28 protein-coding genes are annotated in these 25,136 nt (G+C 71.5%); 18 read left to right on the top strand and 10 right to left on the bottom strand.

Annotated elements, in window-relative coordinates; genetic code table 11:
- The first annotated feature begins 18 nt into the window (after nucleotides 1-18).
- From JMJ55_RS01725 to JMJ55_RS01715, 3 genes are read left to right on the top strand one after another with little or no spacing between them, the layout of a single operon-like run.
- Entirely contained in the window at nucleotides 19-987 is a 969-nt protein-coding gene (locus JMJ55_RS01725) for a class I SAM-dependent methyltransferase (RefSeq protein ID WP_202823756.1), read from the top strand.
- The gene (gene pgeF / locus JMJ55_RS01720; protein WP_202823755.1) at nucleotides 984-1,769 is read left to right on the top strand and encodes a peptidoglycan editing factor PgeF; all 786 of its coding nucleotides are present in this window, start codon (nucleotides 984-986) and stop codon (nucleotides 1,767-1,769) included. The genes JMJ55_RS01725 and pgeF overlap by 4 nt, the downstream gene beginning before the upstream one ends.
- Before the next feature lie 58 nt (nucleotides 1,770-1,827).
- A complete protein-coding gene (locus JMJ55_RS01715) occupies nucleotides 1,828-2,751 on the top strand; it encodes a hypothetical protein (RefSeq protein ID WP_202823754.1) in 924 nt (307 codons plus the stop codon).
- Here the strand turns inward: JMJ55_RS01715 and JMJ55_RS01710 are convergent, their stop codons facing one another.
- A complete protein-coding gene (locus tag JMJ55_RS01710; protein ID WP_202823753.1) occupies nucleotides 2,752-3,417 on the bottom strand; it encodes a flagellar hook assembly protein FlgD in 666 nt (221 codons plus the stop codon).
- Nucleotides 3,418-3,430: 13 nt separating this feature from the next.
- Entirely contained in the window at nucleotides 3,431-4,048 is a 618-nt protein-coding gene (locus JMJ55_RS01705) for a flagellar hook-length control protein FliK (RefSeq protein ID WP_202823752.1), read from the bottom strand.
- Nucleotides 4,049-5,107: 1,059 nt separating this feature from the next.
- Between JMJ55_RS01705 and flgE the strand changes: the two genes are divergently transcribed.
- The 4 genes from flgE (at nucleotide 5,108) to JMJ55_RS01685 (ending at nucleotide 9,596) form a co-directional block, all read left to right on the top strand.
- The gene (gene flgE, locus JMJ55_RS01700) at nucleotides 5,108-6,409 is read left to right on the top strand and encodes a flagellar hook protein FlgE (protein ID WP_202823751.1); all 1,302 of its coding nucleotides are present in this window, start codon (nucleotides 5,108-5,110) and stop codon (nucleotides 6,407-6,409) included.
- Between the two features lie 15 nt (nucleotides 6,410-6,424).
- Nucleotides 6,425-7,954: a flagellar hook-associated protein FlgK gene (locus tag JMJ55_RS01695; RefSeq protein ID WP_202824315.1), complete on the top strand. Its 1,530-nt coding sequence runs from the start codon at nucleotides 6,425-6,427 to the stop codon at nucleotides 7,952-7,954.
- 1 nt (nucleotide 7,955) lies between these two features.
- The gene (locus JMJ55_RS01690) at nucleotides 7,956-9,023 is read left to right on the top strand and encodes a flagellin N-terminal helical domain-containing protein (RefSeq protein ID WP_202823750.1); all 1,068 of its coding nucleotides are present in this window, start codon (nucleotides 7,956-7,958) and stop codon (nucleotides 9,021-9,023) included.
- An 84-nt stretch (nucleotides 9,024-9,107) separates the two neighbouring features.
- Nucleotides 9,108-9,596, top strand: a complete 489-nt coding sequence (locus JMJ55_RS01685; protein ID WP_202823749.1) for a flagellar biosynthesis repressor FlbT — start codon at nucleotides 9,108-9,110, stop codon at nucleotides 9,594-9,596.
- Here the strand turns inward: JMJ55_RS01685 and JMJ55_RS01680 are convergent.
- Nucleotides 9,553-9,861 (bottom strand): hypothetical protein, encoded by a 309-nt coding sequence (locus tag JMJ55_RS01680; protein ID WP_202823748.1) that lies wholly within the window; start codon nucleotides 9,859-9,861, stop codon nucleotides 9,553-9,555. The genes JMJ55_RS01685 and JMJ55_RS01680 overlap by 44 nt on opposite strands.
- Before the next feature lie 96 nt (nucleotides 9,862-9,957).
- On the opposite strand from JMJ55_RS01680, the gene JMJ55_RS01675 reads away from it, so the two are divergent.
- A complete protein-coding gene (locus tag JMJ55_RS01675) occupies nucleotides 9,958-11,010 on the top strand; it encodes an AbrB family transcriptional regulator (RefSeq protein WP_202823747.1) in 1,053 nt (350 codons plus the stop codon).
- On the opposite strand, the gene JMJ55_RS01670 is transcribed toward JMJ55_RS01675, so the two are convergent.
- Nucleotides 11,011-11,661 (bottom strand): tyrosine-protein phosphatase, encoded by a 651-nt coding sequence (locus JMJ55_RS01670; RefSeq protein ID WP_202823746.1) that lies wholly within the window; start codon nucleotides 11,659-11,661, stop codon nucleotides 11,011-11,013.
- A 107-nt stretch (nucleotides 11,662-11,768) separates the two neighbouring features.
- On the opposite strand from JMJ55_RS01670, the gene JMJ55_RS01665 reads away from it, so the two are divergent.
- Complete coding sequence (locus JMJ55_RS01665) at nucleotides 11,769-11,972, top strand: hypothetical protein (protein WP_202823745.1); 204 nt, start codon at nucleotides 11,769-11,771, stop codon at nucleotides 11,970-11,972.
- Nucleotides 11,973-11,985: 13 nt separating this feature from the next.
- On the opposite strand, the gene JMJ55_RS01660 is transcribed toward JMJ55_RS01665, so the two are convergent.
- On the bottom strand, nucleotides 11,986-12,963 hold the full coding sequence (locus tag JMJ55_RS01660; protein ID WP_202823744.1) for a Bug family tripartite tricarboxylate transporter substrate binding protein: 978 nt from the start codon (nucleotides 12,961-12,963) through the stop codon (nucleotides 11,986-11,988).
- A gap of 71 nt (nucleotides 12,964-13,034) precedes the next feature.
- Here JMJ55_RS01660 and JMJ55_RS01655 point away from each other — a divergent pair, with 71 nt between their 5' ends.
- Nucleotides 13,035-14,561, top strand: coding sequence for a cation:proton antiporter (locus JMJ55_RS01655; RefSeq protein ID WP_202823743.1), 1,527 nt, complete (start codon nucleotides 13,035-13,037; stop codon nucleotides 14,559-14,561).
- A 21-nt stretch (nucleotides 14,562-14,582) separates the two neighbouring features.
- Here JMJ55_RS01655 and JMJ55_RS01650 read toward each other — a convergent pair whose 3' ends face one another.
- Nucleotides 14,583-15,563 carry an NADPH:quinone reductase gene (locus JMJ55_RS01650; RefSeq protein WP_202823742.1) on the bottom strand — a complete coding sequence of 327 codons (981 nt, stop codon included), beginning with the start codon at nucleotides 15,561-15,563 and terminating at the stop codon, nucleotides 14,583-14,585.
- 65 nt (nucleotides 15,564-15,628) lie between these two features.
- Entirely contained in the window at nucleotides 15,629-16,525 is an 897-nt protein-coding gene (gene hemF, locus JMJ55_RS01645) for an oxygen-dependent coproporphyrinogen oxidase (RefSeq protein WP_407927516.1), read from the bottom strand.
- A 239-nt stretch (nucleotides 16,526-16,764) separates the two neighbouring features.
- Between hemF and petA the strand changes: the two genes are divergently transcribed.
- From petA to JMJ55_RS01630, 3 genes are read left to right on the top strand one after another with little or no spacing between them, the layout of a single operon-like run.
- On the top strand, nucleotides 16,765-17,313 hold the full coding sequence (petA, locus tag JMJ55_RS01640) for a ubiquinol-cytochrome c reductase iron-sulfur subunit (RefSeq protein ID WP_202823740.1): 549 nt from the start codon (nucleotides 16,765-16,767) through the stop codon (nucleotides 17,311-17,313).
- 14 nt (nucleotides 17,314-17,327) lie between these two features.
- Nucleotides 17,328-18,599, top strand: a complete 1,272-nt coding sequence (locus tag JMJ55_RS01635; protein WP_202823739.1) for a cytochrome b — start codon at nucleotides 17,328-17,330, stop codon at nucleotides 18,597-18,599.
- Nucleotides 18,600-19,367, top strand: coding sequence for a cytochrome c1 (locus tag JMJ55_RS01630; protein ID WP_202823738.1), 768 nt, complete (start codon nucleotides 18,600-18,602; stop codon nucleotides 19,365-19,367).
- Between the two features lie 54 nt (nucleotides 19,368-19,421).
- Here the strand turns inward: JMJ55_RS01630 and JMJ55_RS31495 are convergent, their stop codons facing one another.
- Nucleotides 19,422-19,556 (bottom strand): hypothetical protein, encoded by a 135-nt coding sequence (locus JMJ55_RS31495; RefSeq protein WP_268885219.1) that lies wholly within the window; start codon nucleotides 19,554-19,556, stop codon nucleotides 19,422-19,424.
- Nucleotides 19,557-19,676: 120 nt separating this feature from the next.
- On the opposite strand from JMJ55_RS31495, the gene JMJ55_RS01625 reads away from it, so the two are divergent.
- Nucleotides 19,677-20,564, top strand: coding sequence for an S-methyl-5'-thioadenosine phosphorylase (locus JMJ55_RS01625; protein WP_202823737.1), 888 nt, complete (start codon nucleotides 19,677-19,679; stop codon nucleotides 20,562-20,564).
- Between the two features lie 344 nt (nucleotides 20,565-20,908).
- Nucleotides 20,909-21,883: a glycosyltransferase family 2 protein gene (locus JMJ55_RS01620; RefSeq protein ID WP_202823736.1), complete on the top strand. Its 975-nt coding sequence runs from the start codon at nucleotides 20,909-20,911 to the stop codon at nucleotides 21,881-21,883.
- On the opposite strand, the gene JMJ55_RS01615 is transcribed toward JMJ55_RS01620, so the two are convergent.
- Entirely contained in the window at nucleotides 21,851-22,606 is a 756-nt protein-coding gene (locus JMJ55_RS01615; RefSeq protein WP_202823735.1) for a hypothetical protein, read from the bottom strand. The genes JMJ55_RS01620 and JMJ55_RS01615 overlap by 33 nt on opposite strands.
- 30 nt (nucleotides 22,607-22,636) lie before the next feature.
- On the opposite strand from JMJ55_RS01615, the gene sigJ reads away from it, so the two are divergent.
- Nucleotides 22,637-23,629: an RNA polymerase sigma factor SigJ gene (gene sigJ / locus JMJ55_RS01610; RefSeq protein ID WP_202823734.1), complete on the top strand. Its 993-nt coding sequence runs from the start codon at nucleotides 22,637-22,639 to the stop codon at nucleotides 23,627-23,629.
- The gene (locus tag JMJ55_RS01605) at nucleotides 23,604-24,047 is read left to right on the top strand and encodes a carboxymuconolactone decarboxylase family protein (RefSeq protein ID WP_202823733.1); all 444 of its coding nucleotides are present in this window, start codon (nucleotides 23,604-23,606) and stop codon (nucleotides 24,045-24,047) included. Before sigJ ends, JMJ55_RS01605 begins: the two co-directional genes overlap by 26 nt.
- 62 nt (nucleotides 24,048-24,109) lie before the next feature.
- Here the strand turns inward: JMJ55_RS01605 and rpsD are convergent, their stop codons facing one another.
- Nucleotides 24,110-24,727, bottom strand: a complete 618-nt coding sequence (gene rpsD / locus JMJ55_RS01600) for a 30S ribosomal protein S4 (protein WP_202823732.1) — start codon at nucleotides 24,725-24,727, stop codon at nucleotides 24,110-24,112.
- A 194-nt stretch (nucleotides 24,728-24,921) separates the two neighbouring features.
- Here rpsD and JMJ55_RS01595 point away from each other — a divergent pair, with 194 nt between their 5' ends.
- On the top strand, nucleotides 24,922-25,134 hold the full coding sequence (locus JMJ55_RS01595; protein WP_202823731.1) for a hypothetical protein: 213 nt from the start codon (nucleotides 24,922-24,924) through the stop codon (nucleotides 25,132-25,134).
- The last annotated feature ends 2 nt before the right edge of the window (nucleotides 25,135-25,136 follow it).

The following is a 25,136-nucleotide window of genomic DNA, read 5'->3' as shown; positions in this document are numbered from 1 at the left end:
GAGCGCCTCGACGCCTTCATGGCGCGCGCCGTGGCGGAGTATTACGCCGGGCGCGACCCCTTCGGCCGCGCGGGCGACTTCACCACCGCGCCCGAGATCTCCCAGGCTTTCGGCGAATGCCTCGGCCTCTGGGCCGCGGTCACCTGGCAGATGATGGGGGCGCCGGCGCCGCTCCGGCTGGTGGAGCTCGGCCCCGGCCGTGGCACCCTCATGGCCGATGCGCTGCGCGCCATCGCCGAGGTGATGCCCGCCTTCCGCGCCGCCATCGACCTGCATCTGGTCGAGGCCTCCCCTACCCTCCGCGCCGCCCAGGCCGCCCGCCTGCCCGGCGCCACTTGGCATGACCAGGTGGAGGAGGTGCCGCCCGGCCCCGCCATCCTCATCGCCAATGAATTCCTCGACGCCCTGCCGATCCGCCAATTCATCCACCGCGAGGGCGGCTGGCGGGAGCGCTTCGTGCAGGACGGCGCCTTCCTCGAACTCCCGCCGGAGGCCGCTCCGCCCCTTCCCGCCGAAGCGCCCGAGGGTGCGATCCATGAGCTGGCCGAGGCCGGCCTTGCCCTCACCCGGAGCCTCACTGAACGGCTCCGGAGCGGGGGCGGCGCGGCGCTGATTCTCGATTACGGCCCGGCCGAAGCCGGCTTCGGCGACAGCCTCCAGGCCCTCTCGGCGCATGGGCCGGCCGATCCGCTGGCCGCCCCCGGCAGCGTCGATGTCACCGCCCATGTCCCCTTCGCCGCCCTGGCCGAGGCGGCGCGCGGGGCCGGCGCCGCCGCGCATGGCCCGCTGCCGATGGGCCTCTTCCTCCAGCGCCTCGGCCTGATGAGCCGGGCCGCCATCCTTGCCCGCAGCAACCCCCGCCAAGCCGGGTTGATCCTCTCGGGCGCCGAGCGGCTGGTGGCGCCGGAGGGGATGGGGCGGCTGTTCAAGGCGCTCTGCCTGTGTCATCCGGGGCTCGCCATTCCTCCGGGCTTCGAGCCAGTATGAATTCTGCCGAATACCTGACCACGCCGGGCCTCGCTGAGCTGCCCGGCCTCCGCCACGGCTTCTTCACCCGCCGCGGCGGTGTTTCGGAGGGACCATGGGCGGCGCTGAACTGCTCGCTCTCCGGCCAGGACGACCGGGAGCGCGTGCGGGAGAACCGCCGCCGCGCCGCCGATGCGCTCGGTCTGCCCGCCGATGCGCTGCATGGCCTGACCCAGGTCCATGGCATCGCCGTCGCCGAGGTGGATGAGGCCGGCTGGCGCGAGGGCGAGGGCCCGCGCGCCGATGCCGCCGTCACCCGCCGCCCCGGCGTCATGCTCGGCATCGTCACCGCGGATTGCGCCCCGGTCCTCTTCGCCGATGCAGCGGCCGGCGTGATCGGTGCTGCCCATGCGGGCTGGCGCGGCGCGGTGGATGGCGTGCTGGAAGCGACCATTGCCGCCATGGCCCGGCTCGGCGCCGAGACCTCCCGCATCGCCGCCGCGGTCGGCCCCTGCATCGGCCAGGCGAGCTACGAGGTCGGGCCCGACCTGCGCGAGGCCGTGCTGGCCCGCGACCCTGCCGACGCCCGGCATTTCGGCCCCGGAAAGCGGGAGGATCGCTGGCAATTCGACCTCGCCGGCTATTGCGCCGCCCGTCTCCGCGCCGCCGGGCTGGCGCTGGTGGAGACGGCCGATACCGACACACTGGCGAATGATGACCGGTTTTTCAGCCATCGCCGGCGCACCCTGGCCGGGGGCGGCCCGATCGGGCACCAGCTCTCCGCCATCAGCATCGCGACCTGACCGATGCCCTATATGGTCCAGTTTTTCGTCCTCACCCTTCTGACGATCATGGTCGCCTGTGCGCTGCTCTAGGCTCCTGCCCCTCTTTGCCTTGCTGGCGCTCGGCGCCTGCGGCGACCTGCCGCAACCCTTCCGCGGTCGGCCCGGCGCGACCGCGCAGCGTTTGGCAATCCCGCTCGCCGTCCGCCTCGCCGTCGTACCGCCAAGCCAGGCGCTCTTGACCGATGCCGCGGCCAAGACGCTGGCCGAGCAGGTCGCCGCCGCGCTCCAGGCGCAGGACGTGCCTGCCATCGCCACGCCGGCGCCGCTGCCGCTCGATTGGCGGGTGGAGATTGTCGCCGAGCATCAGGGAGCCTCGGTTCAGCCGCGCTTCCGCCTGCTCGATGCCGATGGCCGGCAGCAGGCGGTGACGCCCGGCGCGGCGGTGCCGCTGCGCGCCTGGGGCGACCCCTCGCCCGAGCTCTTCACCGCCGTCGCGGCCGAGGCGGCGCCGAAGCTGACCCAGCTCCTGCTTCAGGTGGAGGCGGCGCGGAAATCGACCGACCCACAATCCATCGCCGCCGGTCCGCCGCGCATCCGCTTCGTCGGCGTCACCGGCGCGACCGGCGACGGCAACCAGGCCCTCGCCGCCCGCATGCGCGAATTCCTCGGCAATGAGGGTTTCGTCGTGCAGGACCTGGCCGAGGGTGCCGCCTATGCGCTGCAGGCCGATGTCGTCCTCGCCCGGGCCGGGGTGCCCGGCCAGCAGCGGGTGGAGATCCAGTGGATCGTCAGCCGGCGCGATGGCGAGGAGCTGGGCCGGGTGGTGCAGATCAACGAGATCCCGACCGGACGGCTGAACCGGCTCTGGGGCGATATCGCCTATGCAGTGGCCGAGCAGGCAGCGCCTGGCATCCGCACCGTGGTTGCCAATGCTTCCGCGCCTGCCGCCCCACCACCCTTGGCCAACCCGCTCGCCGCAACCCCGGCCGCCGCACGCTGATCAGCGGCCGGCCAGCCCCCGCACTGCATCGAAGCCGACCGAGAGTGCGCCCAGGCTGAGCTGGATGTCACCGCCCGCCGGCCGCTGTGCCGCCGTAGCGGTGGCGAGTACGGTCGCCGCCAGCGGCTGGTCCACCCCCGCCGCGTCGCGCCCGGCGATGGTGAAGCGATAGGCGCCATCGGCCTGCCGCACCCCGCTGCCGCTGCGCCCGTCCCAGCGCCAGTCCTGCGCCTTGGGACCGAGCGTGACCGTTTCCTGCCGCAGGATGCGGTTGGCGGAATCCAGCACCCGCACCACCGCCTGCCGTGCGGCACCGGCGGCCGGCAGCCGAAGCGCCGCGGCCCCGTCCTGGAGGCTCAGCTGGTCGCTCTCGACCTCCACCTGCTGGCCGATCAGCGGCGCCGCGGCGGTGAGCTGCGCGCCCTGCTGCAGGGCAATCAGCTTGGTCAGGTTGCTGTTCACCGCGATCTGCTGCTCGACCGAGGCGAAGGAGACGAGCTGGTTCGTCATCTCGTTCGTGTCCATGGCTTTGGTCGGATCCTGGTTCTTCAGCTGCGTCGTCAGCAGCGTCAGGAAAGTGTTGAAGTCGCCGGCGATGCCGCCGGGCTTGGCGGCGCTGGCGGCGGCGGGCGCCGCGCTGGCGGTGGTGGCGCTGGTGGTGGTCATGGCGGGGACTCCGTCAGACGGCGATGTCGAGCAGCGAGAGGGCGAGAAGGGGCGCAGGGCTGGGCTCCGGCGGCGCGGCCGGGCCGCGGCCGCCGGACCAGCCCTGGGCCTGCCGCCCGCCACCCTCGCCGCCCCCCGTTGCCAAACCGAATTGCAGCCCACCTTCCGGCACGCTGATCCCGGCGAGGGAGAGGCTGCGGTCCAGTTCCCGCTGGTCCCTTTGCAGAAGGGCGAGGGTCTCCGGCCGCTCGGCCAGAACCCGGACACTGGCCGGCTCGCCCTCGGCACCGCGCTCGATCCGGATTTCGACCCGGCCGAGCGCCTCCGGCTCCAGCGCCACGGTCAGGCGCGGCGCCTGGCCATTGCCGAGGGCCAGGGTGATCGTCGCCTGCGCCACCTGCCGTGCGGGTGGGAGCGGCGGTGGCGTGCTGGCGAAGGGCGCCGCCGGGGTGGCGGGCTCGGCGGCCGGGACCGGCGGCGGCGGGCTGAGGCCAGGGGCCATGGAATCGGGCGGCACGGCCGCGGCCGGCATCGGGGCGGGTACGGGTGCAGCAGATACATGCGCGCTCGCCGGGGGCGCCAGCGTCGCATCGGATGCCTCGGGCGGCGCCAGGGCGGTGGGCTCCGCCACCGGCTCCCGCATCGCTGCTATGGAGTACGGCGACGCGTCCGGTGCCGGCCGGTCTGTTCCCTGTGGCCGCATGGCCGAGGGAACGGGTGGCAGGGAAGCCGCCTGGCTAGGCGCTAGGCGCGGCGGCTCACCAACCAACAGGGTCGCGGGGCGAACTGGCGGCGGCGGGGCGGAGGCCGGCATGGCAGTCGGCGAAGGGGCCGGGTCGGGCTGGACCACGGGTATCGCCTGATCGCGAGGCGGCGCACCCTCTTCGGCCCGTTCCGGCACGTCCGGCGCATGCTTCGAAGACACCGGGTCCCCCGCACGGGACGGTTGGAACGATGGCGGCGGCGCGAGGGTCGGGGGGCCGACAACCGCTTCAGGCCGTGGTGCCAGAGACTGTGGTGCAGGCAGCGGGGATGGGGGTGCCCATGGAGCCGGGACTACCGCCGCCGCCTCCGGCTTCGGCGCAGGCTCTGCCGGGTCGGGATCGGCTTCGCTCGGCTCGGCCTCCTCGGCCGGCGGCGCGGCCTCCGGCAGCGCGGATTCAGCTGACGCCGACCCGCTCCCTCCGACCGGGGCTCCGATGGACGCGGCCATCACCGGCCCCGGCGCCACAGGCTCAGCTGCGGCAGGCACCACACTCGCCGGCAGGGCCGCCGCCACCGGCAAGCCGGGGGGCGCGACGGGCGTCGCCAGCATCGGAGTCGCGGCCGCCGGCACCGCCAGCCCGGGCGCCGCCGGCACCACGGGCCCCGCTCCCTCCCCCGCTGCCAGCAATGCCAGGGCGAAGCCGCCCACCCCGATCCCGCCCCGCCCCGCCGGGTCGGCTCCCGCGCCCGGGGCGCCCAGCAGCACGGCGGGAGAGGCGGCGGTCGGCAGGGCGGCGGCGAGGTCCATGCCGCGCCCCGCTGCGAATCGCGGGCCAGCGTCGCGCCACCCGCCGCCGGCAATGCACGCCCGCCTCCCGGCAGAAGCTGCCGCCCGGCCGGCAGGCCCGGCCATCACCGCCCCGTCCTGCCCTGGCACGCCCGCTGCCTGGGTTGCCGTGAATACCGGCCTGACGGAGCACCACGCATGTCCCTCTTCGGCTCGCTCACCGCCGCCATCAGCGGCCTGACCTCGCAAAGCCGGTCGCTCGGGAACATCTCGGACAACATCGCGAACAGCCAGACGGTCGGCTACAAGCGGGTCGATACCAATTTCGTCTCCTACATCACCTCCTCAAACCAATCGATCAACCTGCCCGGTGCCGTCATCGGCAAGCCGGCCTATACCAACACCGTCCAGGGCACGATCGAGCAGTCCGAGGATCCGCTCGCCATGGCGATCGGCGGCCAGGGCTTCTTCAGCGTGGCACTCGCCAAGGGTAGCGTCGATGGCCAGCCGGTCTTCGACGAACGGCAATTCTTCAGCCGCGCCGGCGACTTCACCCGCGATGCGGATGGCTATCTCACCAATGGCTCGGGCTACTATCTGAAGGGCTGGCCGGTCGATACGGGCGGCACTCTCGACCGCACCAAGGTCGAGCCGATCCGGGTGAACCAGCAGGTCTTCAACCCGATCCCGACCAGCCAGATCGAGCTTTCGGCCAACCTCCCCGCCGACCTCGCCGCGACGCCGAGCACGGCCCAGGCACAACTCTATGATTCGCTCGGCCGGCTGCACACGGTGAACCTCGTCTTCAGCGCCAGCCTCACCAATCACTGGAACCTCCAGGTCGAGGTGCCCGACGACGTCAACAACCCGATCCGCGGCGGCGTCGCGCTCGATTTCGGCACCGGCGCCACGCCAGCCGTCGCCGATGGCACCATCGGCACCATCGGCACCGCGACCGGCTCCGTCACCCTGCCGGCGACCAGCGCGGTCGGCGATCCCGCCGCCATCACCTTCAACGCCGATTTCGGTGAAGGGCCACAGACCGTTACCCTCTCGCTCGGTCAATTCGGCAAGGCGGTCGGCGTCACCCAGTATTCGGCCGAGTTCAGCGTCCGCAACCAGGCGCAGAACGGCGTCCCGCTCGGCGCCTTCTCCAGCCTGAGCATGGCGGCCAATGGCGATGTCGCGGTGAATTACGACAATGGCCAGAGCCGCGTCATCGCCCGCGTCCCGCTGGTCGCCTTCAACGACCCGGACAAGCTCCAACGCCTCGACGGCCAAGCCTTCATGCGCACGCCGGAAAGCGGCGAGGCGCGGGTGACGGATGCCGCCTCGAACGGCGTCGGCAAGCTCGTCATCGGCTCCGTCGAGCGGTCCAATGTCGACATCGCCTCCGAGTTCAGCAAGCTGATCGTCGCGCAGCGCGCCTATACGGCGAATACCAAGGTCGTCACCGCGACCGACGAGCTGCTGCAGGACACGATCAACATGCGGCGCTAGGCAGGGTCTTAGGCGATGAGCCTCAACCTCGCCCTCGGCATCGCCTGCAGCGGCCTCGCCGCCGTCCAGCGCAGCCTCGCCCAGACCTCGCAGAATATCGCCAATGCGGATACGCCGGGCTACACCCGGCGGACGGTGCCGCAGCAGGCGGTCGATATCGGCGAGATGCCGGCGGGGCTGCGAAGCGGTGCGGCGCAGCGCGCGGTCGATACCGCCGTGCAGCTCCAGCTCGAACGCAATCGCGGCGCGGTCGCCGCAGCGAAGGCGCGGGAAGCCCTGCTGCAGGGGATCGAGCAGGCGCATGGCGCGACGGGCGATGGCGCGACGCTCGGCGATGCGGTGGGCGCGCTGGCCGGCGCCTTCACCAGCCTCCGCGTCACCCCGGCCGATGCCGGGCAGCAGCGCGCGGTCCTCACCGCCGCCGAGACCGTGACCACGCGGCTGCACGATGTCTCCGCCGCGATCGGCGCGGCCCGGCAGCAGGCTCAGGACGGAATGGTGCAGGAGGTGGCGGCCGCCAATGCGGCGCTGCGCCGGATCGCCGGCCTCACCCTCCAGCTCCGCTCCGGCGAGAGCGGCGATGCCGCCGCGCTCGAGGATCAGCGCGACGCCGCCATCGCCAGCCTCGGCGAGAGCCTCGACATCCAGGCCATCCGCAAGCCGGGCGGCGACCTGCTTCTGGTGGCGAGCGGCGGCGTGGTGCTGCCGCTCGACCCAAGGCATGACGTGCTGGCGGTGGCGCCGGCGACCGTCACGCCCGATACCTATCATGGTCCCCCCGCCGGCACCCTGCCGGGCGTGACCCTGAACGGGATCGACGTCACGGCGCAGCTCGCGGGCGGCCGGCTCGGCGAATATGTCGCGCTGCGCGACCGCACCTTGCCGCGCTACCAAGCGGAGACGGATCTGGTCGCCGCCAATCTCGCCGATCGCTTCGGGCGGGAGGGGTTGGCGCTCTTTACCGATGCGGATGGCACGACGCTGCCGGACCCGTCGCAGCCCTATGCCGGCAGCACCCAGCCCGGCCTCGCCGCCCGGCTGCGGATCGGCGCGGCGGTTGCCGCCGATCCTGGCCTGCTGCGCGACGGCACCCATGCTGTGGCGGCCAGCCCCGGCGGGCCGGATGCCTTCACGCCCAATCCTCCGGGCGGGCCCGCCGGCTTCACCACCCTGGTCGACCGCGTGCTGAAACACAGCCTGGGGCGGGAGGCAGCGCCTGGCAGTCCCTGGCCGCCTATCGCCAGCGCCGGGCTCGGCCCGGATGGCAGCCTCGCCTCGCCCTTCGTGCCGGGCGGAACCATCGCCGACTATGCCGGCGCCGTCACCACCGCCCAGCTCGGCGACCGCGCCGCGGCGACCACGGCCAAGGACAGCGCGACAGCCCTCCAGACCGCGCTGGAGGCGCGCTTCGCTGCCCGCTCCGGCGTCGATGTGGATGCCGAGATGGCGGGGATGGTCACGCTGCAGAATGCCTATGCGGCCAATGCGCGGGTGATCGGCACGCTGCAATCCATGTGGGACGCCCTGCTGGGCGCGGTGCGCTGAGATGGCACGGATCGACCTGCTCGGCGGGCTTTCGGCCGACGCGGCGCTGCTGCGGGCGCGGATGCAATCCCTCAGCCGCCAGGTGACCACCGGGCTGAAGGCCGAGGCGCCGGGCGACCTCGCGCCGCAGCTGCCGCGTGCCCTCGACCTGCGTGCCGAGATGGCCCGGCGCACCGCCTATTCCGGCGCCATCGGCCTGACACTCCCGCGGCTGGAGGCGGCGCAGGGCGCGCTCGGCCAGCTGGCGGTCATCGCCCGGCGCTTCGGCGATGGGGTGGCGGTGAAGCTCGATTCCAAGGACCCGCAATCCCTCGCCCTGGCGGCGACTCAGGCGCGCGATGCCATGGTCCAGGTCGGCCAGTTGCTCAACACCCAGTCGGGCGGCGAATACCTGTTCGGCGGCAGCGATCTCGCCAATCCGCCGGTGCCCGACCCGGATGCGCTGCCGACCGGCGGCATGGCGAGCCAGATCGCCGCTGCCATCGGCACGCTCGGCGGCGGCAATGCGGCCACCGTCGCGGCCGCGACCCGCGCCGCTGCGCTCGATGACAGCGCCGGCACCACGCCCTTCTCCGATTTCCTCTCCGATCCCGCCCGAGGCGGGGTGGAGCCGCGGCGCAGCCTGCTTTCGGCCGATGGCACGGCGACGCCGGTCGGGCTCTTCGCCAACCGCAACGCGGCGGCACGCTCGGCCGGGGAGACCACCGGCTCCTGGGTGCGGGACCTGCTTCGGGGCCTGGCCAGCATCGCCGCCCTCACCCCGGCCCAGACCGCCTCGCCGGCCGATTTCCAGGCCATGGCAGATACCATCCGCAGCGGATTGCAGAGCGCCGCCGATGCCCTGGCCGATGAGCAGGGCGCGCTCGGCCAGACCCAGGCCCGGCTGGAGGCGCAGCAGACCCGGCATGCGGAGCTGCAGGATTCGCTCAAGGCGCAGCTGGCCGGGATCGAGGAGATCGACCTCGCCGCCGTCCTCACCCGGCTGCAATCGACCAAGACCACGCTGGAGGCGAGCTACACCGCCATCGGCGCGCTCGGCTCGCTCAGCCTCGCCGGCTATCTCCGGTGAGGCGGGGTCGGGTTTCAGCCCGCGTTAAGCGGGGCATGCGACCATCCGCGCCAACATTGCGGCGCGGGTTCGAAAGGAACAAGAATGTCCACGCTGGTCCTCGAATTGCGGCAGGGCGACCTGATGGTCGTCAATGGCGCCCCGATCCGCTTCCGCAACCGCACCCGCATCGAGCTGGCGGCCAAGGCACGGTTCCTGTTCGGCAAGCAGATCATGCCGCCGGAGGCCGCGACCACGCCGGCGCGACGGATCTATTTCGCCCTGCAGACCGCCTATATCGGCTCGGAGGAGGAGCGCGACGGCGGGATGCAGGCAGCCCGCGCCCTGATCGCCGATTTCCAGACCGCCACCACCTCGGCCCTCGCGCGGGAGATGCTGCGCCAGGCGCTCGCCTGCGCCGAGGCCGATGATTGCTACCAGGCGCTGAAGCTCGCCCGCCGCGTGATGCGGCATGAGGAGGAGGTGCTCGGCCTGCCCACGCTGGTGCCGACCCGCCTGCCCAGCCGGGCAGAGGGTGAATCGCGGACCCTTACCCTCGGGTCGGCGCAGGGGTCGGCTCTGGGTCCGCGCTAGGGCCCGGCGCCTGGCCGCTCCTGGCGGCATTGCGATAGGCGGCGAGTTCTCGCTCAGTCGGCAAGCTCGCCGCTACCTGCCCGGTGTCGTCACGGAATTCCATCACGACGATGCCGAGCGCGGGATCGATCCGCAGGCTCGGGCTGGGCGTCGCCGCGGGCGCGGGCGCTGCCGGCATGGCGGCCGGCGCCGCCACGGCGACCGGACCGGGGCCGGGCGCGTGGGTGCGGGTGGCGATCGGGGGAATGGCGTCGGATGGGATCATGGCAACCGTTTGCTCAGCTAACGCGACTGCGGTGAAGAAGGGCTTAACGCGGCCCCCGGTTTGACCGCCGACCCCGGGCGCGCGAACCTGCCTGCCTTGAGCGCCCCCGCGACCTCCCCCACCCGCATCCATCTCATCACCGGCAGCTGCGCCGCCCTGGGCGGTGGGTTCATGCACCTGCTGCATGTGCCGCTCGCCTGGATGATCGGCGCCATGGTGGCGACGGCCGCCCTGTCATGGAGCCGCCCGGTCGCCATGCCCGGCTGGGCCCGGCCGGCGGGGCTGGTCTTCCTCGGCCTCGCCCTTGGCATCACCTTTTCCGGCCCGGTGCTGGCGGCGGTGATGGGGGCGCTGCCGGTCATGCTGCTGGGCGGCGTGCTGGCCATCCTCTCGGGCTTGGTTGTCGCGCGGCTCTTTACCCGGCTGGCCGGGACGGATGGGCAGACCGCCTTCTTCTGCTCGGTGCCAGGGGGTGTGATCGTCATGGCCATGCTGGCGCAGGAGGCGCGGGCCTCGGTCGCCACCGTGACCCTGGCCCAGACCATGCGCGTGCTGGTGGTGGTGCTGACCTTCCCGCCGCTGCTCGGCTGGCTGGCGCCGCATGGCGACTATGGCGATTTCACCGCCGCCCGCGCCGCGACCTGGTGGCCGGGTCTCCTCGCCATGGCGGCGGCGGGGCTGCTGCTGGCCTGGCCGCTGCGCCGGCTCGGCATCGCCAATCCCTGGATGCTCGGGCCTTGCGCGCTCGGCATCCTGCTCGCTGCCAGCGGCCATCTTCCCTCCGGCGTGCCGGTGCCGCTGGTGGATGCGGCGCAGGTGGCGATGGGCGCGACGCTCGGCACGCGGCTGACGCGGAGCTTCCTGCTCGCCTCGCACCGGCTGGCGGTCGCGGCCCTGATCTCTTCCGCCGTGCTGTCGCTGCTGCTGACCGTGCTCGCGGTCGGTATCGGCGCGCTGGCCGGACTGCCGATGGCGGCGATGATCCTCGGCATGGCACCGGGCGGAATGCCGGAGATGGCGCTGACGGCCAAGGCGCTGGAGCTCGGCGTGCCGCTGGTGCTCGGCTTCCACCTGACCCGGACGGTGCTGTGCAACCTTCTGGTCGGGCGGATCCATACCCTCGCGGCGCGCTTCGGCCTGCTCGGTTAGCTACTCCCGCCGCAGCACGCCATCCATCAGCCGGTCCGCCCAGCCCTGGGACTGGAAGGCCTCGCGCAGCGCGGCTTCGGAGTAATCATCCCGCAGCCAGTCGAGGAAGGGCTTGCCGGTCCCCCGATGCGCCGCGGCATAGCTGAGGAAGAAGGCGTCGAGGATGCCGGTGCGGCTCTGCCGCAAGTGTCCATGGCGGAGCGAGAGCTGGGCCAGCGCCTCCTCCGGCGGCCGGCCCTGCAGCAGCAGCCAGAGCCCGGCGGCGAGGCCGGTGCGGTCGGCGCCCGATTTGCAGTGCAGCAACGCCGGCTCCCGCATTGTCCCGAAGATGTTGGCGAGCCGCAGGATGCGGTCCTTATGCGGCGCGCCCCGGCTCTCGAAGGGCGCATCGATATGGTCGAGGCCGAGTTCTGCCGCCGCCGCCCTGCCGAGCCGGTCGGAGCCGCAGCCGGTCCGCTCACCCCGCAGGTTGATCACCGTCCTCAGGCCGAAGCGCCGCGCCGCCGCCCGGAGCTGCCAGGGCATCGGGTGGTTCGAACGATAGAGCCGCCCCGGTGCCACCACCCCCCAATTGCGCCAGCCGAGGCGCAACAGGGCATGGTCCACGAACAGGCTATTGAGCCAAAGCGGGGCGGTGCTGGGGGTGGGCATGGCGGGCGGTATGCGGCGGGGCGCCGTGGATTACCAGGGGCAGGCGGCGGAACGCCCCGCGCCGGGGCGGCGTTGATCCCATCCATCACCACCCAACGGGGAACGCCATGTCATCCAAGGCCCATCTGCCGCCGGTCCCGCCGGCCAATCGCAGCCCGCACGGCCCCGGGGCCCAGAGCCCCGAAGGCGATATGAGCGCCCAGGAGGCCGAGGCCGTGAAGTCCAGCCGCGACCGCAACCTCGGCGAACAGGGGCGCCAGGGCGACATCAAGCAGAACACCACGAACCAGGGCTACCAGCAGGACCGGTAGCCCGGCCGGGGCATCAGTCCATCTTGGCGCCGGAGATGCGGACCATCTCCTTCAGCATCGGCCGCTGGCTGGCCGCATGCTTCACCGCATCCTCCGGCGTGCTCCAGACGCAGCGGGCGCCGGTCTGCTCGAAGCGCCGCTGCATGGCCGGGTCCTCGGCGATCTCCTTCATCGCCGCATTCACCCGGTCCACGATCGGGCGCGGAATCCCCGCCGGCCCGACCCAGGCGCACCAGGAGGTCACGACGAAATCCGGGATGCCGGCCTGGCCCATGGTCGGGATATTCGGCAGGGAGGGCCAGCGCTCCGGGCTCGTCACCGCGAAGGCCTTCATCCGGCCTTCCTGGATCACCGGGATGTAGCTGGCGAGGTTGTCGAGGGCGAAGGTCAGGTCGCCCGCCAGTATGGCCGGGATGATCTGTGCCGCGCCGCGGAAGGGCACGTGCTGGCCATCGATCTTCTGCCGGTCGCAGAACATGCTGCCGCAGAGATGCGCCGTGGTCCCGACACCCGGGCTGCCGAAGGAGACGCCGTTCGGCCGCGACCGCGCCCATTCGATGAACTCGCGCGCATTGTTGGCCGGGCAGAATTGCGCCGGCGCCACCAGCACATTCGGCAGCTCCCAATGCATCGAGATCACCGAGAAATCCTTCTCGGGGTCGAAGGGCAGCCGCGCATAGAGGAATTGCGCGATGGAGAGGTTGGCGATGGTCGCCGGGCCCTGGGTATAGCCATCGGCCGGCGACTTCGCGATCACCTCCATGCCGATATTGCCGCCCGCACCCGGCCGGTTCTCCAGGATGAAATTCTGCCCGAGCTTGGTGCCGAGCTGTTCGCAGACCAGCCGCGCCAGCACATCGGTCGAGCCGCCGGGCGGCCAGGGGATCACGACACGGACCGGGCGGTTCGGCCAGTCGCCGAGGGATTGGGCCAGGGCGGGGGCGGCGAGCAGGCTCGGTGCGCCCGCGATCAGGGCGCGGCGACGGATCATGGCGGTTCTCTCCCGGTTTCGGTCTGGTAAGGGGAGGATGACCGCAGAGCCGCCGCCGGGAAAGGTGCCGCATGCTGATCTTCGAGACCGTCATCGGGCTCCTGCTCGCCGGCGCCCTGCTGGCCGTCCTGGCGAAGCGACTTCAGGCACCCTATCCGGCGCTCCTGGCCCTGGCCGGCACGGCCGGGGCGCTGGTGCCGGGCCTGCCGCAGATCAATCTCGACCCCGACCTGGCGCTCGCCCTGTTTGTCGCGCCCACCCTGCTGGACGCTGCGTACGACGCCTCGCCGCGCGACCTTCGGGCGAATTGGCTGCCGGTCACCGGGCTGGTCCTGGTCTGCGTGCTCTGCACCGCCTTCGCCGTCGCCGCGGTGGCGCGGTGGGTGGAGCCGGGCCTGCCCTGGGCCGCCGCCATCGCGCTCGGCGCGATCGTCGCCCCGCCCGATGCCTCGGCCGCCGCCGCGGTGCTGCGCCAGCTCCGCCCGCCGCACCGGGTGCTGGTGATCCTGGAAGGCGAGAGCCTGCTGAACGACGCGACCGCGCTGCTGCTGTTCCGCGTCGCGGTCGGCGCCGCCATGGGCGCGGCAGTCAGCGGCTGGGAGGTGGTGCCGATGCTGCTGCTGACCTGCGGCGGCGGCGCGCTGCTCGGCATCGGCGCCGCCTGGCTCTGGTTCAAGCTGGAGGCGAATCGGCAGGACATCTCGATCGCGGTGCTGGTGCAGTTCCTCGGCACCTTCGCGGTCTGGCTGCTGGCTGAGCGTCTCGGTGTATCCGCCATCATCACCATGGTCGCCTATGCCATGACCATTGCCCGCTTTGCCCCGCTGCGGATGGATGGGCGGGCGCGGATCGCCAGCTATGCGGTGTGGGACGTGGCGGTCTTCGTCCTCAACATCCTCGCCTTCATCCTGATCGGCCTCCAGCTCCGCGGCATCCTCGAGCGGCTCGATGGCGGCGGCTGGCGCGATGCCGGCTTCGCCGCCGCGGCCTGCGCCGTGGTCATCCTGGTCCGCTTCGCTTGGGTGATGGGCTATGCGGTGGTGGCGCGGATCGGCCGCAAGCCCGGCGAGGGGCCGAGCCTGCGCGGCAGCCTGGTCGTCGGCTGGTGCGGCATGCGCGGCATCGTCACCCTGGCCGCGGCGCTGGCCCTGCCGGCCGAATTCCCCTTCCGCGACCTGATCCTGCTGACCGCCTTCGCCGTGACGCTGGTGACCCTGGTCCTGCAGGGCCTCACCCTGCGCTGGCTGCTGGAACGGCTGCGCCTGCCGGATGACGGCGATGTGGAGCGCGAAGTGGCACTGGCCCGCCGCGCCACCGCCGAGGCGGCGCTTGCCACGCTACGGCAGGCCCCGCCCGGCCGCGCCGCCGCGGTGCTGGAGCGGGACTATGTCGCCCGGCTGCGCCCGGCAGAGGGCGGCGCCGAGGATCTGGCCGTACTGCAGCGCCGGGCGGTGGCGGCGCAGCGCCGGGTGCTGGCCTCGCTTCGCTCCCACGGGACCATCGGCGACGACGCCTTCCATGTGATCGAGGAGGAGATCGACCTCCTCGACCTCACCGCCGATCCGCGCATCCGCGCCCTGAAGGCGTCGGCGGATTAGCCGGCCTGCGGCCCGTAGGCCTCAGCAGTCGAGGACCAGGTTGCCGATATAGGCGCCGCGCTCCACCGCATCATGCGCCGCGGCGCATTCCGCCAGCGGCGCATGGGCCGCGACCGCATGCTGCAGCAGGCCGCGTTCCAGCCAGGGCGTCAGCGCGCCGATTGCCCTGGCGCGGTCGGCCGACGTCAGCTCGTAGACGATGAAGAGGCGGAGCGCGATGCCCTTCAGGATGGCGGCGCCGAAGGTCACCGTCGCCTCCGGCCCGTTCGAGCCATAGGCGGCGCAGACCCCGCCCGGCGCCATCAGCCGCGGCAGCAGCGGCGCGCCGCTGGTCAGGTCCACCTCGACCACGCGGTCCACCCCCGCCCCGCCGGTCAGCGCCAGGACCCGGTCGGCGACATCCTCGCTGCGGTAATTCACCGTTTGGTCGGCCCCGGCCGTCATGGCATGCGCCGCCTTGGCCTCGCCGCTGACGGTGGCTATGACCTGAGCCGCGCCGAGCAGCCGGGCGAATTGGATGGCGTAATGCCCGACCGCCCCGGCCCCGCCGGTGACCAGCACCCGCTGCCCGGTGACGCCGCCATCGGTCAGGACGGCATGCAGCGCGGTCAGCGCCGGAATGCCGAGGCAGGCGCCCTCGGCGAAGCCGACATTCTCCGGCAGCGGCACCGCCTGCTCCGAGGGGAGCGCGATATATTCCGCCGCGGTGCCGAAGGGCCGCTTCCACTGGCCGTTCCAGGTCCAGACCCGCTGGCCAATCCGCTGCCGCGGCACCCCCTCGCCTACCGCCTCGATATGGCCGGCGCCGTCGCTATGGGGGATGACGCGGGGGAAGGTCATGGGCCGGCCGCGCCCGCTGCGGCTCTTCCAGTCCGAGGGATTGACGCCGGAGGTGGCGAGGCGGACCAGCACCTCGCCCGGTCCCGGGCTCGGCGTCGGCAGCTCGCCATAGGTCAGGACCTCGCCGGCTGGTCCCTGCCGGTCGTACCAGACTGCGCGCATCGGGCGTCTCCTTCAGCTTTGGCGGCCAGCCTGGACCGAAGCCCAGGGCCGGACAATGCGCCCGTTCAGGGCCATTTCGCTTCCGGCGGCAGGGACATCAGGATCGCCTCGACATTGCCGCCGGTCTTCAGGCCGAAGAGCGTGCCCCGGTCATGCAGCAGGTTGAACTCCACATAGCGGCCGCGGCGGACCAGCTGGTGCTCCCGCTCGGCGGGCGTCCAGGCCTCCCGCATCCGGTCGTGGATGATAGACGGGTAGGCTTCGAGGAAGGCGAGGCCGACATCCCGGACGAAGGCGAAATCGGCATCCTCGCCATGGCCCGGGGTGCGGTCGCCCAGCCAGTCGAAGAAGATGCCGCCGAGGCCGCGGGCCTCGTTCCGGTGCGGCAGCCAGAAATACTCGTCGCACCACTGCTTGAAGCGCGGATAGTAGGCTGGATCGTGGCGGTCGCAGGCGGCCTGGAAGGCGGCGTGGAAGCGGGCGGCATCGGTTTTGGACTCGGGCGAATCGAGCGCCATCGGGGTGATGTCGCCGCCGCCGCCGAACCAGGCCCGGCGGGTCACCAGGAAGCGGGTGTTGAAATGCGCCGCCGGCACCCGCGGGCTGCGCAGATGCGCCACCAATGAGATGCCGGTGGCGAAGAAGCGCGGGTCTTCCTCGGCGCCCGGGATCTGCTTGCGGAATTCAGGCGAGAATTCGCCATGCACGGTCGAGCAATTGACCCCGACCTTTTCGAAGACCCGGCCCTTCATGAGGGACATGACCCCGCCGCCGCCGCCCTCCCGCGTCCATTCGCTGCGCTGGAAGCGGCCAGGCGGCAGGCCGGCATGCGGGCCGGTGTCGCATTCTTTCTCCAGCGACTCGAAGGCGGCGCAGATGCGGTCGCGCAGGCTCTCGAACCAGGCGCGGGCGGGGCCGGCCAGGCGATGCTCGGTCAAGGGAAGGTTCGGGGCCTCGGTCACGGTCTCGCTCCTGGCTGTGGCCGGCGGGTCCGGCATCGGTTTGGCGGCAGATAGGGGGGCGATGTCGCCCCCGGCGCATTGCCACCCTGCCAAGCCTACCTTTATATGCGGCGCAGCGCGCCTGGGGGACGCGGGGTCCGGGCATCCGGAGCCCGGAAACCCGGCCGCTCCGAAGCATTCCGGCCGCATCCCCTCCCCTGTCGGGACCGGGGTCCGGCCGCGACCAGGGACGATGAGGCATGGCCGAAACTCTGGCGCACCCGGCGCCGCATGACGGCGAGACCCGCCGGGACTTCCTGCAACTCGTGGCGGGCTCCTTCGCGGCGGTGGGCGTCGGGGCCATCGCCTGGCCCTTCATCAGCTCGATGAACCCGGCCCGCGACACGCTCGCCGTCTCCACCACCGATGTGGACCTGAAGCCGATCGCCGCCGGCGCCGCCATCACCGTGGTCTGGCGCGGCAAGCCTGTCTTCGTCCGCCACCGGACGGAGGAGGAGGTCAAGGCTGCCCGCGCCGTGCCGATCTCCGAGCTGAAGGATCCGCAACCCGACCAGGCACGGGTCAAGAAGGACCAATGGTTGGTGGTGATCGGGATCTGCACGCATCTGGGCTGCATCCCGCTCGGCCAGAAGCCGACCGACCAGCGCGGGCCCTATGGCGGCTGGTTCTGCCCCTGCCATGGCAGCGCCTATGACACCTCCGGACGCATCCGCCTGGGACCGGCGCCGCTGAACCTCCCCGTCCCTTCCTACGCCTTCACCTCCGATACGCAGATCCGGATCGGCTGAGGAGCCTGCCCATCATGGCCACTGGCCTTCACAAGAGCGACTTCGCGAACCCGGTCATCCGCTGGGTCGATGCCCGGCTGCCCGTCTTCACCATGATGCAGAAGGAGTACGGGACGTTTCCCACGCCCCGTAACTTCAACTACCTCTGGAATTTCGGCGCGTTGGCCATGGTCAACCTGTTGATCATGATCGTCACCGGCATCTTCCTGGCGATGAACTACACCGCCCATACCAGCATGGCCTTCGACAGCGTCGAGCGCATCATGCGGGATGTGAATTACGGCTGGCTGCTGCGCTACGCGCATGCCAACGGCGCGTCGATGTTCTTCATCGTGGTCTATATCCACATCTTCCGCGGCCTCTACTACGGCTCCTACAAGGCGCCGCGTGAACTGCTGTGGATGATCGGCGTGGTCATCTTCCTGCTGATGATGGCGACGGCCTTCATGGGTTACGTGCTGCCCTGGGGCCAGATGTCCTTCTGGGGCGCGACCGTCATCACCAACCTCTTCAGCGCCTTCCCGCTGGTCGGCGAGAGCATCGTCACTTGGCTCTGGGGCGGGTTCTCGGTCGACAACCCGACGCTGAACCGCTTCTTCAGCCTCCACTACCTGATGCCCTTCGTGATTTTCGGCGTGGTCTTCCTGCATGTGGCCGCGCTGCACATCACCGGGTCCAACAACCCGCTCGGCATTGACCCGAAGGGCCCGCAGGACACCGTCCCCTTCCACCCGTACTACACGGCGAAGGACAGCGTCGGCCTGGTGGTCTACTTCATCGTCTTCGCCGTGCTGGTCTTCTTCTTCCCGAACATGCTGGGCCACGCGGACAACTACATCCCGGCCAACCCGCTGGTGACGCCGCCGCATATCGTGCCGGAATGGTACTTCCTGCCCTTCTACGCGATCCTGCGCGCGGTGCCGGACAAGCTCGGCGGCGTGCTGCTGATGTTCGGCTCGATCGCCATCCTCTTCGTGCTGCCCTGGCTCGACACCTCGCCGGTGCGCTCGATGCGGTTCCGCCCGCTGGCGCGGCCCTTCTTCGCCGTCTGGTGCGTGACCTTCCTGGTGCTGCTCTATTGCGGCGGCAAGCCGCCGGAGGAGCCCTTCGTCACCATCGCCCGGGTCTGCACCGCCTACTACTTCCTCTATTTCTTGGTGATCTTGCCGCTGCTGGGGCGGCTGGAACGGCCGCTGCCGCTGCCCGAGAGCATCGCCCGCCCGGTGCTGCGCGGCGGTGGGCCGCTGCCGGCCGGCGCCATGGGCAAGCCGATGGAGAAGGCCTGAATGTCCGGTTTCCCCACCCTCCGGGCGCTCGCCCTCGGGCTCGGCCTGATCGCCGCCGGCCCGGCCTTCGCGGCCGGCGAGGAGGTCGAGCTGCCGAACACCCGCTTCTCCTTCGAGGGGCTGTTCGGCCATTTCGACCGCGCCTCGGCACAGCGCGGCTTCCAGGTCTATAAGGAAGTCTGCGCCTCCTGCCACTCGATGCATCTGATGTCCTACCGCAACCTGCGGCAGATCGGCCTCTCAGAGGCCGAGGTGGCGGCGATCGCGGCGACCGTGCAGGTGACCGACGGGCCGAATGACGACGGCCAGATGATCGAGCGGCCGGGCCGTGCCTCGGATCGCTTCAAGAGCCCCTTCGCCAACGAACAGGCGGCGCGCGCGGCGAACAACAACGCCTATCCGCCGGACCTCTCGGTCATCACCAAGGCTCGGGAAGGCGGTGCGGATTACATCCACGCCCTGCTGCTCGGCTATGGCGACCCGCCGGCCGGCGTCCAGGTCGCCGAGGGCCTGCACTACAACAAGTATTTCGCCGGCCACCAGATCGCCATGCCGCAGCCCCTGAGCGAGGGCCAGGTGGAATACCATGACGGCACCAAGGCGACGCTGGAGCAGATGGCGACCGACGTCACCCAGTTCCTCACCTGGGCGGCCGAGCCGGAGATGGAGGAGCGCAAGGCGCTCGGGGTGAAGATGATCATCTTCCTCACTATCCTCGGCGGCCTGGCCTATGCGGTGAAGCGCAAGGTGTGGCACGACGTCCACTGAACCCGGCTCCCCGCCGGATACGGAAAGGGCCGCCCTCGGGCGGCCCTTTGCAATTCAGCGGATTGCCGGCGCCGCCAGCCCCGGTGGCGGCAGGGCTGTGCCGCGGTCGATGCGGCTGCTCTCCACCGGCGCGACGGTCGGGCTGCAGGCGCCGAGCAGCAGCAGCAGGGCGAGAAGGCGGGCGGTCATGGCGGACTCCGGTCGGGGATCGGCGCCAGCATGGCCCGCCCCGTCCGGCCCGGCCATGGCCCCCGGTTGATCCGCCCGCCGGCGTGGCCCAAAAGCCGCTCGACAGACAGGATGCATCGCATGACCGAGCAGATCGAACCCGTCATCGGCCTCATCGGCGGCTCCGGCCTCTATGACATCGATGGGCTGGAGGAGCGCGAATGGCGCCGGGTGGAGACGCCCTGGGGTGAGCCCTCGGATGCGCTGCTCTTCGGCCGGCTCGCCGGCGTGCGCTGCGTCTTCCTGCCCCGCCATGGCCGCGGCCATCCGACCCCGCCCTCGGCGCTGAACTACCGCGCCAATATCGATGCGCTGAAGCGCTCGGGCGTCACCGAGATCCTTTCCCTCTCCGCCGTCGGCTCCCTGCGGGAGGATCTGCCGCCCGGGCATTTCGTCATCGTCGACCAGTTCATCGACCGCACCTTCGCGCGCGAGAAGAGCTTCTTCGGCATCGGCTGCGTCGCCCATGTCTCGGTCGCCCATCCGGTCTGCCCCCGGCTCGGCGATGCGCTGGAGGCGGCGGCGCGGGGGCTCGACCTGCCGGTGACCCGCGGCGGGACCTACCTTGTGATGGAAGGCCCGCAATTCAGCACCAAGGCCGAGAGCGAGCTCTACCGGAGCTGGGGCTGCAGCGTGATCGGCATGACCAACATGCCGGAGGCGAAGCTCGCCCGCGAGGCGGAGCTTTGCTACGCGACCGTCGCCATGGTGACGGACTTCGATTGCTGGCACCCGGACCATGACCATGTGACGGTGGACCAAGTGGTGAAGGTCCTGTTCGCCAATGCCGACAAGGCGCGGGCGCTGGTGAAGGCGGTGGTGCCGCAGCTCGGCCAGCGCCGCGGTCCCTGCCCCGCCGGCTGCGACCGGGCGCTGGACCACGCATTGATCACTGCACCCGAGATGCGGGACCCGGCCATGCTGGCAAAGCTGGAGGCGGTGGCGGGGCGGGTTCTCCGCGCCGCCTGACTCGGAGGATGCCGGCCATGCCCACTTCGCGCCAATCGCCGGCTGGTCGCCCAAATGGCGGCGATCGCGGCCGAGAAGGGCTGCAGCCCGGCTCAGCTCACCCTCGCCTAGCTGCTGGCCCAGGGCGAGGATGTGGTCGCCATCCCCGGACCCGCTTCCTGCCGCGAGTCGAGGAGAATCTGGGCGCCCTCTCGGTGCGGCTGACGCCGGAGGGTGTGGCCCGGATCTCCGCCGCCGTCCCGGCCGGCGGCATGAAGGCCGTGTACCTGTAGGCTGCACACAACCCCGCGCGGCCTCGCATCCGTGATGCCCGGTCGCGCGGGCACTGCGGCAGCTTGCGCCGCATGCTCCGCGATCTCGCTACCCCGGCTCCCGCCGTCTCCATCCTGATGCCCGCCTATGACGTTGCCCGCTATGTCGGGGCAGCGGTGGACAGCGTGCTCGCCCAGTCCTTTTCGGACTGGGAGCTGCTGGTGGTGGATGACGGCAGCCGCGACGGCACCGCCGAGGTGGTCGCCGCCCGGCCCGATCCACGCATCCGCCTGATCCGACAGGAGAATGCCGGAGTCTCCACCGCCCGCAGCCGTGCCATGGCGGAAGCCCGGGGCGAGTCCGTGCTGTTCCTCGATGCCGATGACTGGCTGGCGCCGGATGCGCTGGAGCGGTTGCTGGCGGCGCTGGAAACGGTCCCCGCCGCCGTCGCCGCCCATGGCGGCTATGCCGTCATGGCCGAGGAGGCCAAGCCCGGCGACCTGCCGCTGCGGCTGAAATCCGGCCCCTTCCTCGCCGGCGACCTGCTGGACCGGCTGCTGGTGCAGAACCTCTTCGTCAATGGCGGCCATCTGCTGATCCGGCGCGAGGCGATCCGCCTCGCCGGCCCCTTCCTGTCCCATCTCCGCTATGGCGAGGATTGGGAATACTGGATCCGCCTTGCCCTCCAGGGCCCCTTCGTCGCGGTGGAGGGTCCGGAGCCGCTGCTCTTCGTGCGCGAGCGCCAGGGCAGCGCCTATCGCCGCATGGCACATGACCCGGCCGCCTTCGCCCCTGCCATGGCGGCGATCTACAGCAACCCGGCGCTGATCGAGCGGCTGGGCCAAGCCGGGGTGGAACGGGTGCGCCGCCGGGCCGAGGCGGAGAATGCCTGGATCATGGGGCGGGAGTTGATCCGCCATGGCGACCGCGCCGGCGGGCTGGAGCGGCTGCGCGCCTCGGTCGCCGCCGCACCCTCGCCGAAGCGGGCGCTGCTGCTGGCTGCTGCCCATGCCCTGCCGCTACTGCCACGGCCGCTACACGGGCCGTTTGTCGCCTATCCGGGCTAGCCAGGCCGCGACGCCCACCAGCAGCATCCCCAGCCCGGCGGTCACTGCCACCGCCGGCTGCGGCCCGCCGAGATTGCTGACGATCACCGCCGCCAACGCCCAAAGCAGCGCCGCGGCATACCAGAGATCGCCCCGCACCCGCCGCAGCACCGCCGCGCCGATCCAGGCAGCCAGCAGCACCAGCCCCATCGCTACCAGCCCGGGATCGGTGCCGAACCAGTCGAAGCCCGTGGTCGCCGCCGCGCCCGAGAGGTTCACCACGCTCGCTGCCGAGACCCAGCCGGCGAGCAGGCCGAACAGCGGCCGCACCACCCAGCGCCAGGCCCCGCCCACGGCCGGCTGCCGCACCGCCCGGACCAGGGCCACCAGCGCCGCCACCAGCAGGGCGAGGATGATCGCCAGCAGGTGCCAGCCATTCGGCGTGAGTTGCGCCACCGCCATCCAGAGCAGCATCAGCGCAAAAGCCGCCGCCGCCGGCCCACGCAGCCGCGCGACGCGCGGATCGGCCCGTTGCGCCGGCCGCGCCTGCCAGAAGCCCCAGGCGAGGGCGAGGGCGAAGATCACGCCCCAGATCGAGAAGGCATAGGGCGCCGGGACCACCGGCGTGCGGATGCTCTGCATCGCCCAGAGCGGATGGCCGAAGCCGATCAGGCTGGCGAGCACCGCGACCGGCGGCAGCAGGGCAGGCAGGAGGAGGTTCAGCAGCGGGCGGAATCCGGTCATGCTCGCCAGTCTGGCAGGGAGCGGGAGCGGATGCAGCAGGCGGCGGGACCGGACCCCTTCCTCGCGCAGCGGCCGCGGCTGTTGGCCCTCGCCTATCGGATGCTCGGGGCGACCGGCGAGGCCGAGGAGATGGTGCAGGAAACCTGGCTGCGCTGGCAGGGCGCCGAGCAAGCCGGCATCGCCGACCCCGCGGCATGGCTGGCAGTGGTGACGACGCGGCTCTGCCTCGACCGGCTGCGGCGCCAGCAGGCGGCCCGCCAGGCCTATCCCGGCCCCTGGCTGCCCGAACCCTGGCTGGAGGAAGTTCCGGCACCGGCCGAGGCCGCACCCGACCATCGGCTGGACCGGGCGGCCGACCTTTCCATCGCCTTCCTGCTGCTGCTGGAACGGCTCTCGGCACCGGAACGGGCGGCGCTGCTGCTGCGCGATGCCTTCGGCGCGGACTATGCCGCGATTGCCGCCGCGCTCGGGCGGACCGAAGCCTCCTGCCGCCAGCTCCTCCACCGCGCGCGGGAGCGGCTGCGGGAGGCAGGGCCGGCACGCCGGCCGGCGAGCCCGGCGGCGCATCGGCGGCTGCTCGGGGCCTTCCTGGCGGCGGCGCGCTCGGGCGATGCGGCGCGGCTGACGCGGCTGCTGGCCGAGGATGCACGGCTGCTGACCGATGGCGGTGGCAAGGCGCAGGCGGCGCTCAACCCGATCTTCGGGGCCCAGCGGGTGCTGCGCTTCGCCCTCGGCGTGCGGCGGCGCCTGCCGCCCGATCTCGAGGCCCGGCCCCTCGCCTTCAATGGCCAGCCGGGCCTTGCCCTCTTCCTTGGCGGCACGCCCTGGGGCGTGCTGGGCGCCGAGGTCACGGAGGGCCGCATCCAGGCCCTCTACCTGGTCCGCAATCCCGACAAGCTGCACGGAATTCTCCCGGCCGCCGTCACAGGCGGCGGGGGCGGTGCGTCCTTGGGGCAGCGGGCGGCCTTGCCGCCTGCACCACCGAAGGAACGGACCGATGAGCCAGAGACTGAACCCGCCTGAAGCGAATCCCGCCCTCTACAAGGCGCTGATCGCGCTGGAGATGCAGATCCGCAACAGCGGGCTGCCGCATGACCTGATGGAACTGGTGAAGACCCGCGCCTCGCAGATCAATGGCTGCGCCTTCTGCATCCATATGCACAGCACGGATGCGATGAAGGCCGGAGAGACGCCGCAGCGCCTGCTGCTGCTCTCGGCCTGGCGGGAATCTCCGCTCTATACGCCGAAGGAGCGGGTGGCGCTGGCCTGGACGGAGGCGCTGACCCTGCTGCCGCAGAGCGGCGCGCCGGATGCGGACTATGCCGCGGCGGCGGAGCATTTCGCGCCGGCGGAGCTGGTCGCGCTGACCACGCTGATCGGGATGATCAATCTGTGGAACCGGCTGGGCGTCGGCTTCCGGCTGCAGCACCCCAAGGGCTGATGCAGAAAGGGCCGGGTCTTGCGACCCGGCCCATCTGGATCACCGCGAGTAGAACAAGCGTCTTACCGCGAGTAGAACTCGACGACCAGGTTCGGCTCCATCTGCACCGGATAGGGCACATCGGAGAGCTTCGGCGCCCGGACGAACCGGCCGCGCATCGCGCGATGGTCGATCTCCAGATACTCCGGCACGTCGCGCTCGCCATTCTGGGTGGCGTCGAGCACGGCGGTGAGCTGCTTCGACCGCTCCTTCACCTCGATCAGGTCGTTGTCCTTGACCTGGTAGGAGGGAATGTTGAGCCGCTTGCCGTTCACGGTGACATGGCCGTGGTTGACGAACTGCCGCGCTGCGAAGGGCGTGACGGCCAGCTTCATGCGGTAGATCACGCAGTCCAGCCGGCGCTCCAGAAGGGCGATCAGGTTCTCGGAGGTGTCGCCCTTGCGGCGCACGGCCTCCTCGTAATACTTGCGGAACTGCTTCTCGCCGATGTTGCCGTAATAGCCCTTCAGCTTCTGCTTCGCCATCAGCTGCACGCCGAAGTCGGTCGGCTTCTGCTTGCGGCGGGCGCCATGCTGGCCGGGGATGGTCTCGCGCTTGTTGATCGGGCTCTTGGCCCGGCCCCAGAGATTGACCCCGAGGCGGCGGTTGATCTTGTACTTGGCTTCGACGCGCTTCGTCATAGGCTCATGCGTTCCGCTCCGGTTCCCGGATGCGGCCTTCCGCTAGCGATGTTGTCCCGGTAGGCCCAGGCCCGGTGTGGGCAAGGGCGGGCGCACGGTCCGAAACCGCGTCCACGTTCCCAGGAAGAGGCGCGCCTATAGAAGGGCCGGCCCCGGCTTGTCAAACCCCGAAGCCGGCGCCTATTCCCCTGCCCATGGTGACACGCGCGGAAATCCTCATCCTCGGCCTGACCGCCGGCGTGGTCGGCAGCCTCGTCGGCGGGCTGATGCTCGGCATCGGCCTCGGCCTCGTCGTGCAGAGCGTCCATATCGGCTGGCTGCTGGTGCTGCCGGCGGCCCCGGTGGCGGGGCTGCTGGGCTATGCCCTGGCGCGGCGGCTGGCGAACCGCCTGCCCAACCCGCAGTGACC

The organism is Belnapia mucosa, from assembly GCF_016775475.1.
GTDB lineage: Bacteria > Pseudomonadota > Alphaproteobacteria > Acetobacterales > Acetobacteraceae > Belnapia > Belnapia mucosa.
The sequence above is the reverse complement of the archived record's forward strand: the minus strand, read 5'-3'. Positions and strand labels throughout refer to the sequence as shown.

What these genes read in the sequence shown, in the direction of transcription:
- JMJ55_RS01620 (WP_202823736.1), top strand. Translation starts at nt 20,909, where the DNA reads ATGCTCCGCGATCTCGCTACCCCGGCTCCCGCCGTCTCCATCCTGATG.
- petA (WP_202823740.1), top strand. Translation starts at nt 16,765, where the DNA reads ATGGCCGAAACTCTGGCGCACCCGGCGCCGCATGACGGCGAGACCCGC.
- sigJ (WP_202823734.1), top strand. Translation starts at nt 22,637, where the DNA reads ATGCAGCAGGCGGCGGGACCGGACCCCTTCCTCGCGCAGCGGCCGCGG.
- JMJ55_RS01680 (WP_202823748.1), bottom strand. Translation starts at nt 9,861, where the DNA reads ATGATCCCATCCGACGCCATTCCCCCGATCGCCACCCGCACCCACGCG.
- JMJ55_RS01630 (WP_202823738.1), top strand. Translation starts at nt 18,600, where the DNA reads ATGTCCGGTTTCCCCACCCTCCGGGCGCTCGCCCTCGGGCTCGGCCTG.
- JMJ55_RS01655 (WP_202823743.1), top strand. Translation starts at nt 13,035, where the DNA reads ATGCTGATCTTCGAGACCGTCATCGGGCTCCTGCTCGCCGGCGCCCTG.
- JMJ55_RS01665 (WP_202823745.1), top strand. Translation starts at nt 11,769, where the DNA reads ATGTCATCCAAGGCCCATCTGCCGCCGGTCCCGCCGGCCAATCGCAGC.
- JMJ55_RS01595 (WP_202823731.1), top strand. Translation starts at nt 24,922, where the DNA reads ATGGTGACACGCGCGGAAATCCTCATCCTCGGCCTGACCGCCGGCGTG.
- JMJ55_RS01615 (WP_202823735.1), bottom strand. Translation starts at nt 22,606, where the DNA reads ATGACCGGATTCCGCCCGCTGCTGAACCTCCTCCTGCCTGCCCTGCTG.
- JMJ55_RS01685 (WP_202823749.1), top strand. Translation starts at nt 9,108, where the DNA reads ATGTCCACGCTGGTCCTCGAATTGCGGCAGGGCGACCTGATGGTCGTC.
- pgeF (WP_202823755.1), top strand. Translation starts at nt 984, where the DNA reads ATGAATTCTGCCGAATACCTGACCACGCCGGGCCTCGCTGAGCTGCCC.
- JMJ55_RS01635 (WP_202823739.1), top strand. Translation starts at nt 17,328, where the DNA reads ATGGCCACTGGCCTTCACAAGAGCGACTTCGCGAACCCGGTCATCCGC.
- JMJ55_RS01690 (WP_202823750.1), top strand. Translation starts at nt 7,956, where the DNA reads ATGGCACGGATCGACCTGCTCGGCGGGCTTTCGGCCGACGCGGCGCTG.
- JMJ55_RS01725 (WP_202823756.1), top strand. Translation starts at nt 19, where the DNA reads ATGGCGCGCGCCGTGGCGGAGTATTACGCCGGGCGCGACCCCTTCGGC.
- JMJ55_RS31495 (WP_268885219.1), bottom strand. Translation starts at nt 19,556, where the DNA reads ATGACCGCCCGCCTTCTCGCCCTGCTGCTGCTGCTCGGCGCCTGCAGC.
- JMJ55_RS01605 (WP_202823733.1), top strand. Translation starts at nt 23,604, where the DNA reads ATGAGCCAGAGACTGAACCCGCCTGAAGCGAATCCCGCCCTCTACAAG.
- JMJ55_RS01670 (WP_202823746.1), bottom strand. Translation starts at nt 11,661, where the DNA reads ATGCCCACCCCCAGCACCGCCCCGCTTTGGCTCAATAGCCTGTTCGTG.
- flgE (WP_202823751.1), top strand. Translation starts at nt 5,108, where the DNA reads ATGTCCCTCTTCGGCTCGCTCACCGCCGCCATCAGCGGCCTGACCTCG.
- JMJ55_RS01625 (WP_202823737.1), top strand. Translation starts at nt 19,677, where the DNA reads ATGACCGAGCAGATCGAACCCGTCATCGGCCTCATCGGCGGCTCCGGC.
- JMJ55_RS01650 (WP_202823742.1), bottom strand. Translation starts at nt 15,563, where the DNA reads ATGCGCGCAGTCTGGTACGACCGGCAGGGACCAGCCGGCGAGGTCCTG.
- rpsD (WP_202823732.1), bottom strand. Translation starts at nt 24,727, where the DNA reads ATGACGAAGCGCGTCGAAGCCAAGTACAAGATCAACCGCCGCCTCGGG.
- JMJ55_RS01660 (WP_202823744.1), bottom strand. Translation starts at nt 12,963, where the DNA reads ATGATCCGTCGCCGCGCCCTGATCGCGGGCGCACCGAGCCTGCTCGCC.
- JMJ55_RS01695 (WP_202824315.1), top strand. Translation starts at nt 6,425, where the DNA reads ATGAGCCTCAACCTCGCCCTCGGCATCGCCTGCAGCGGCCTCGCCGCC.
- JMJ55_RS01710 (WP_202823753.1), bottom strand. Translation starts at nt 3,417, where the DNA reads ATGACCACCACCAGCGCCACCACCGCCAGCGCGGCGCCCGCCGCCGCC.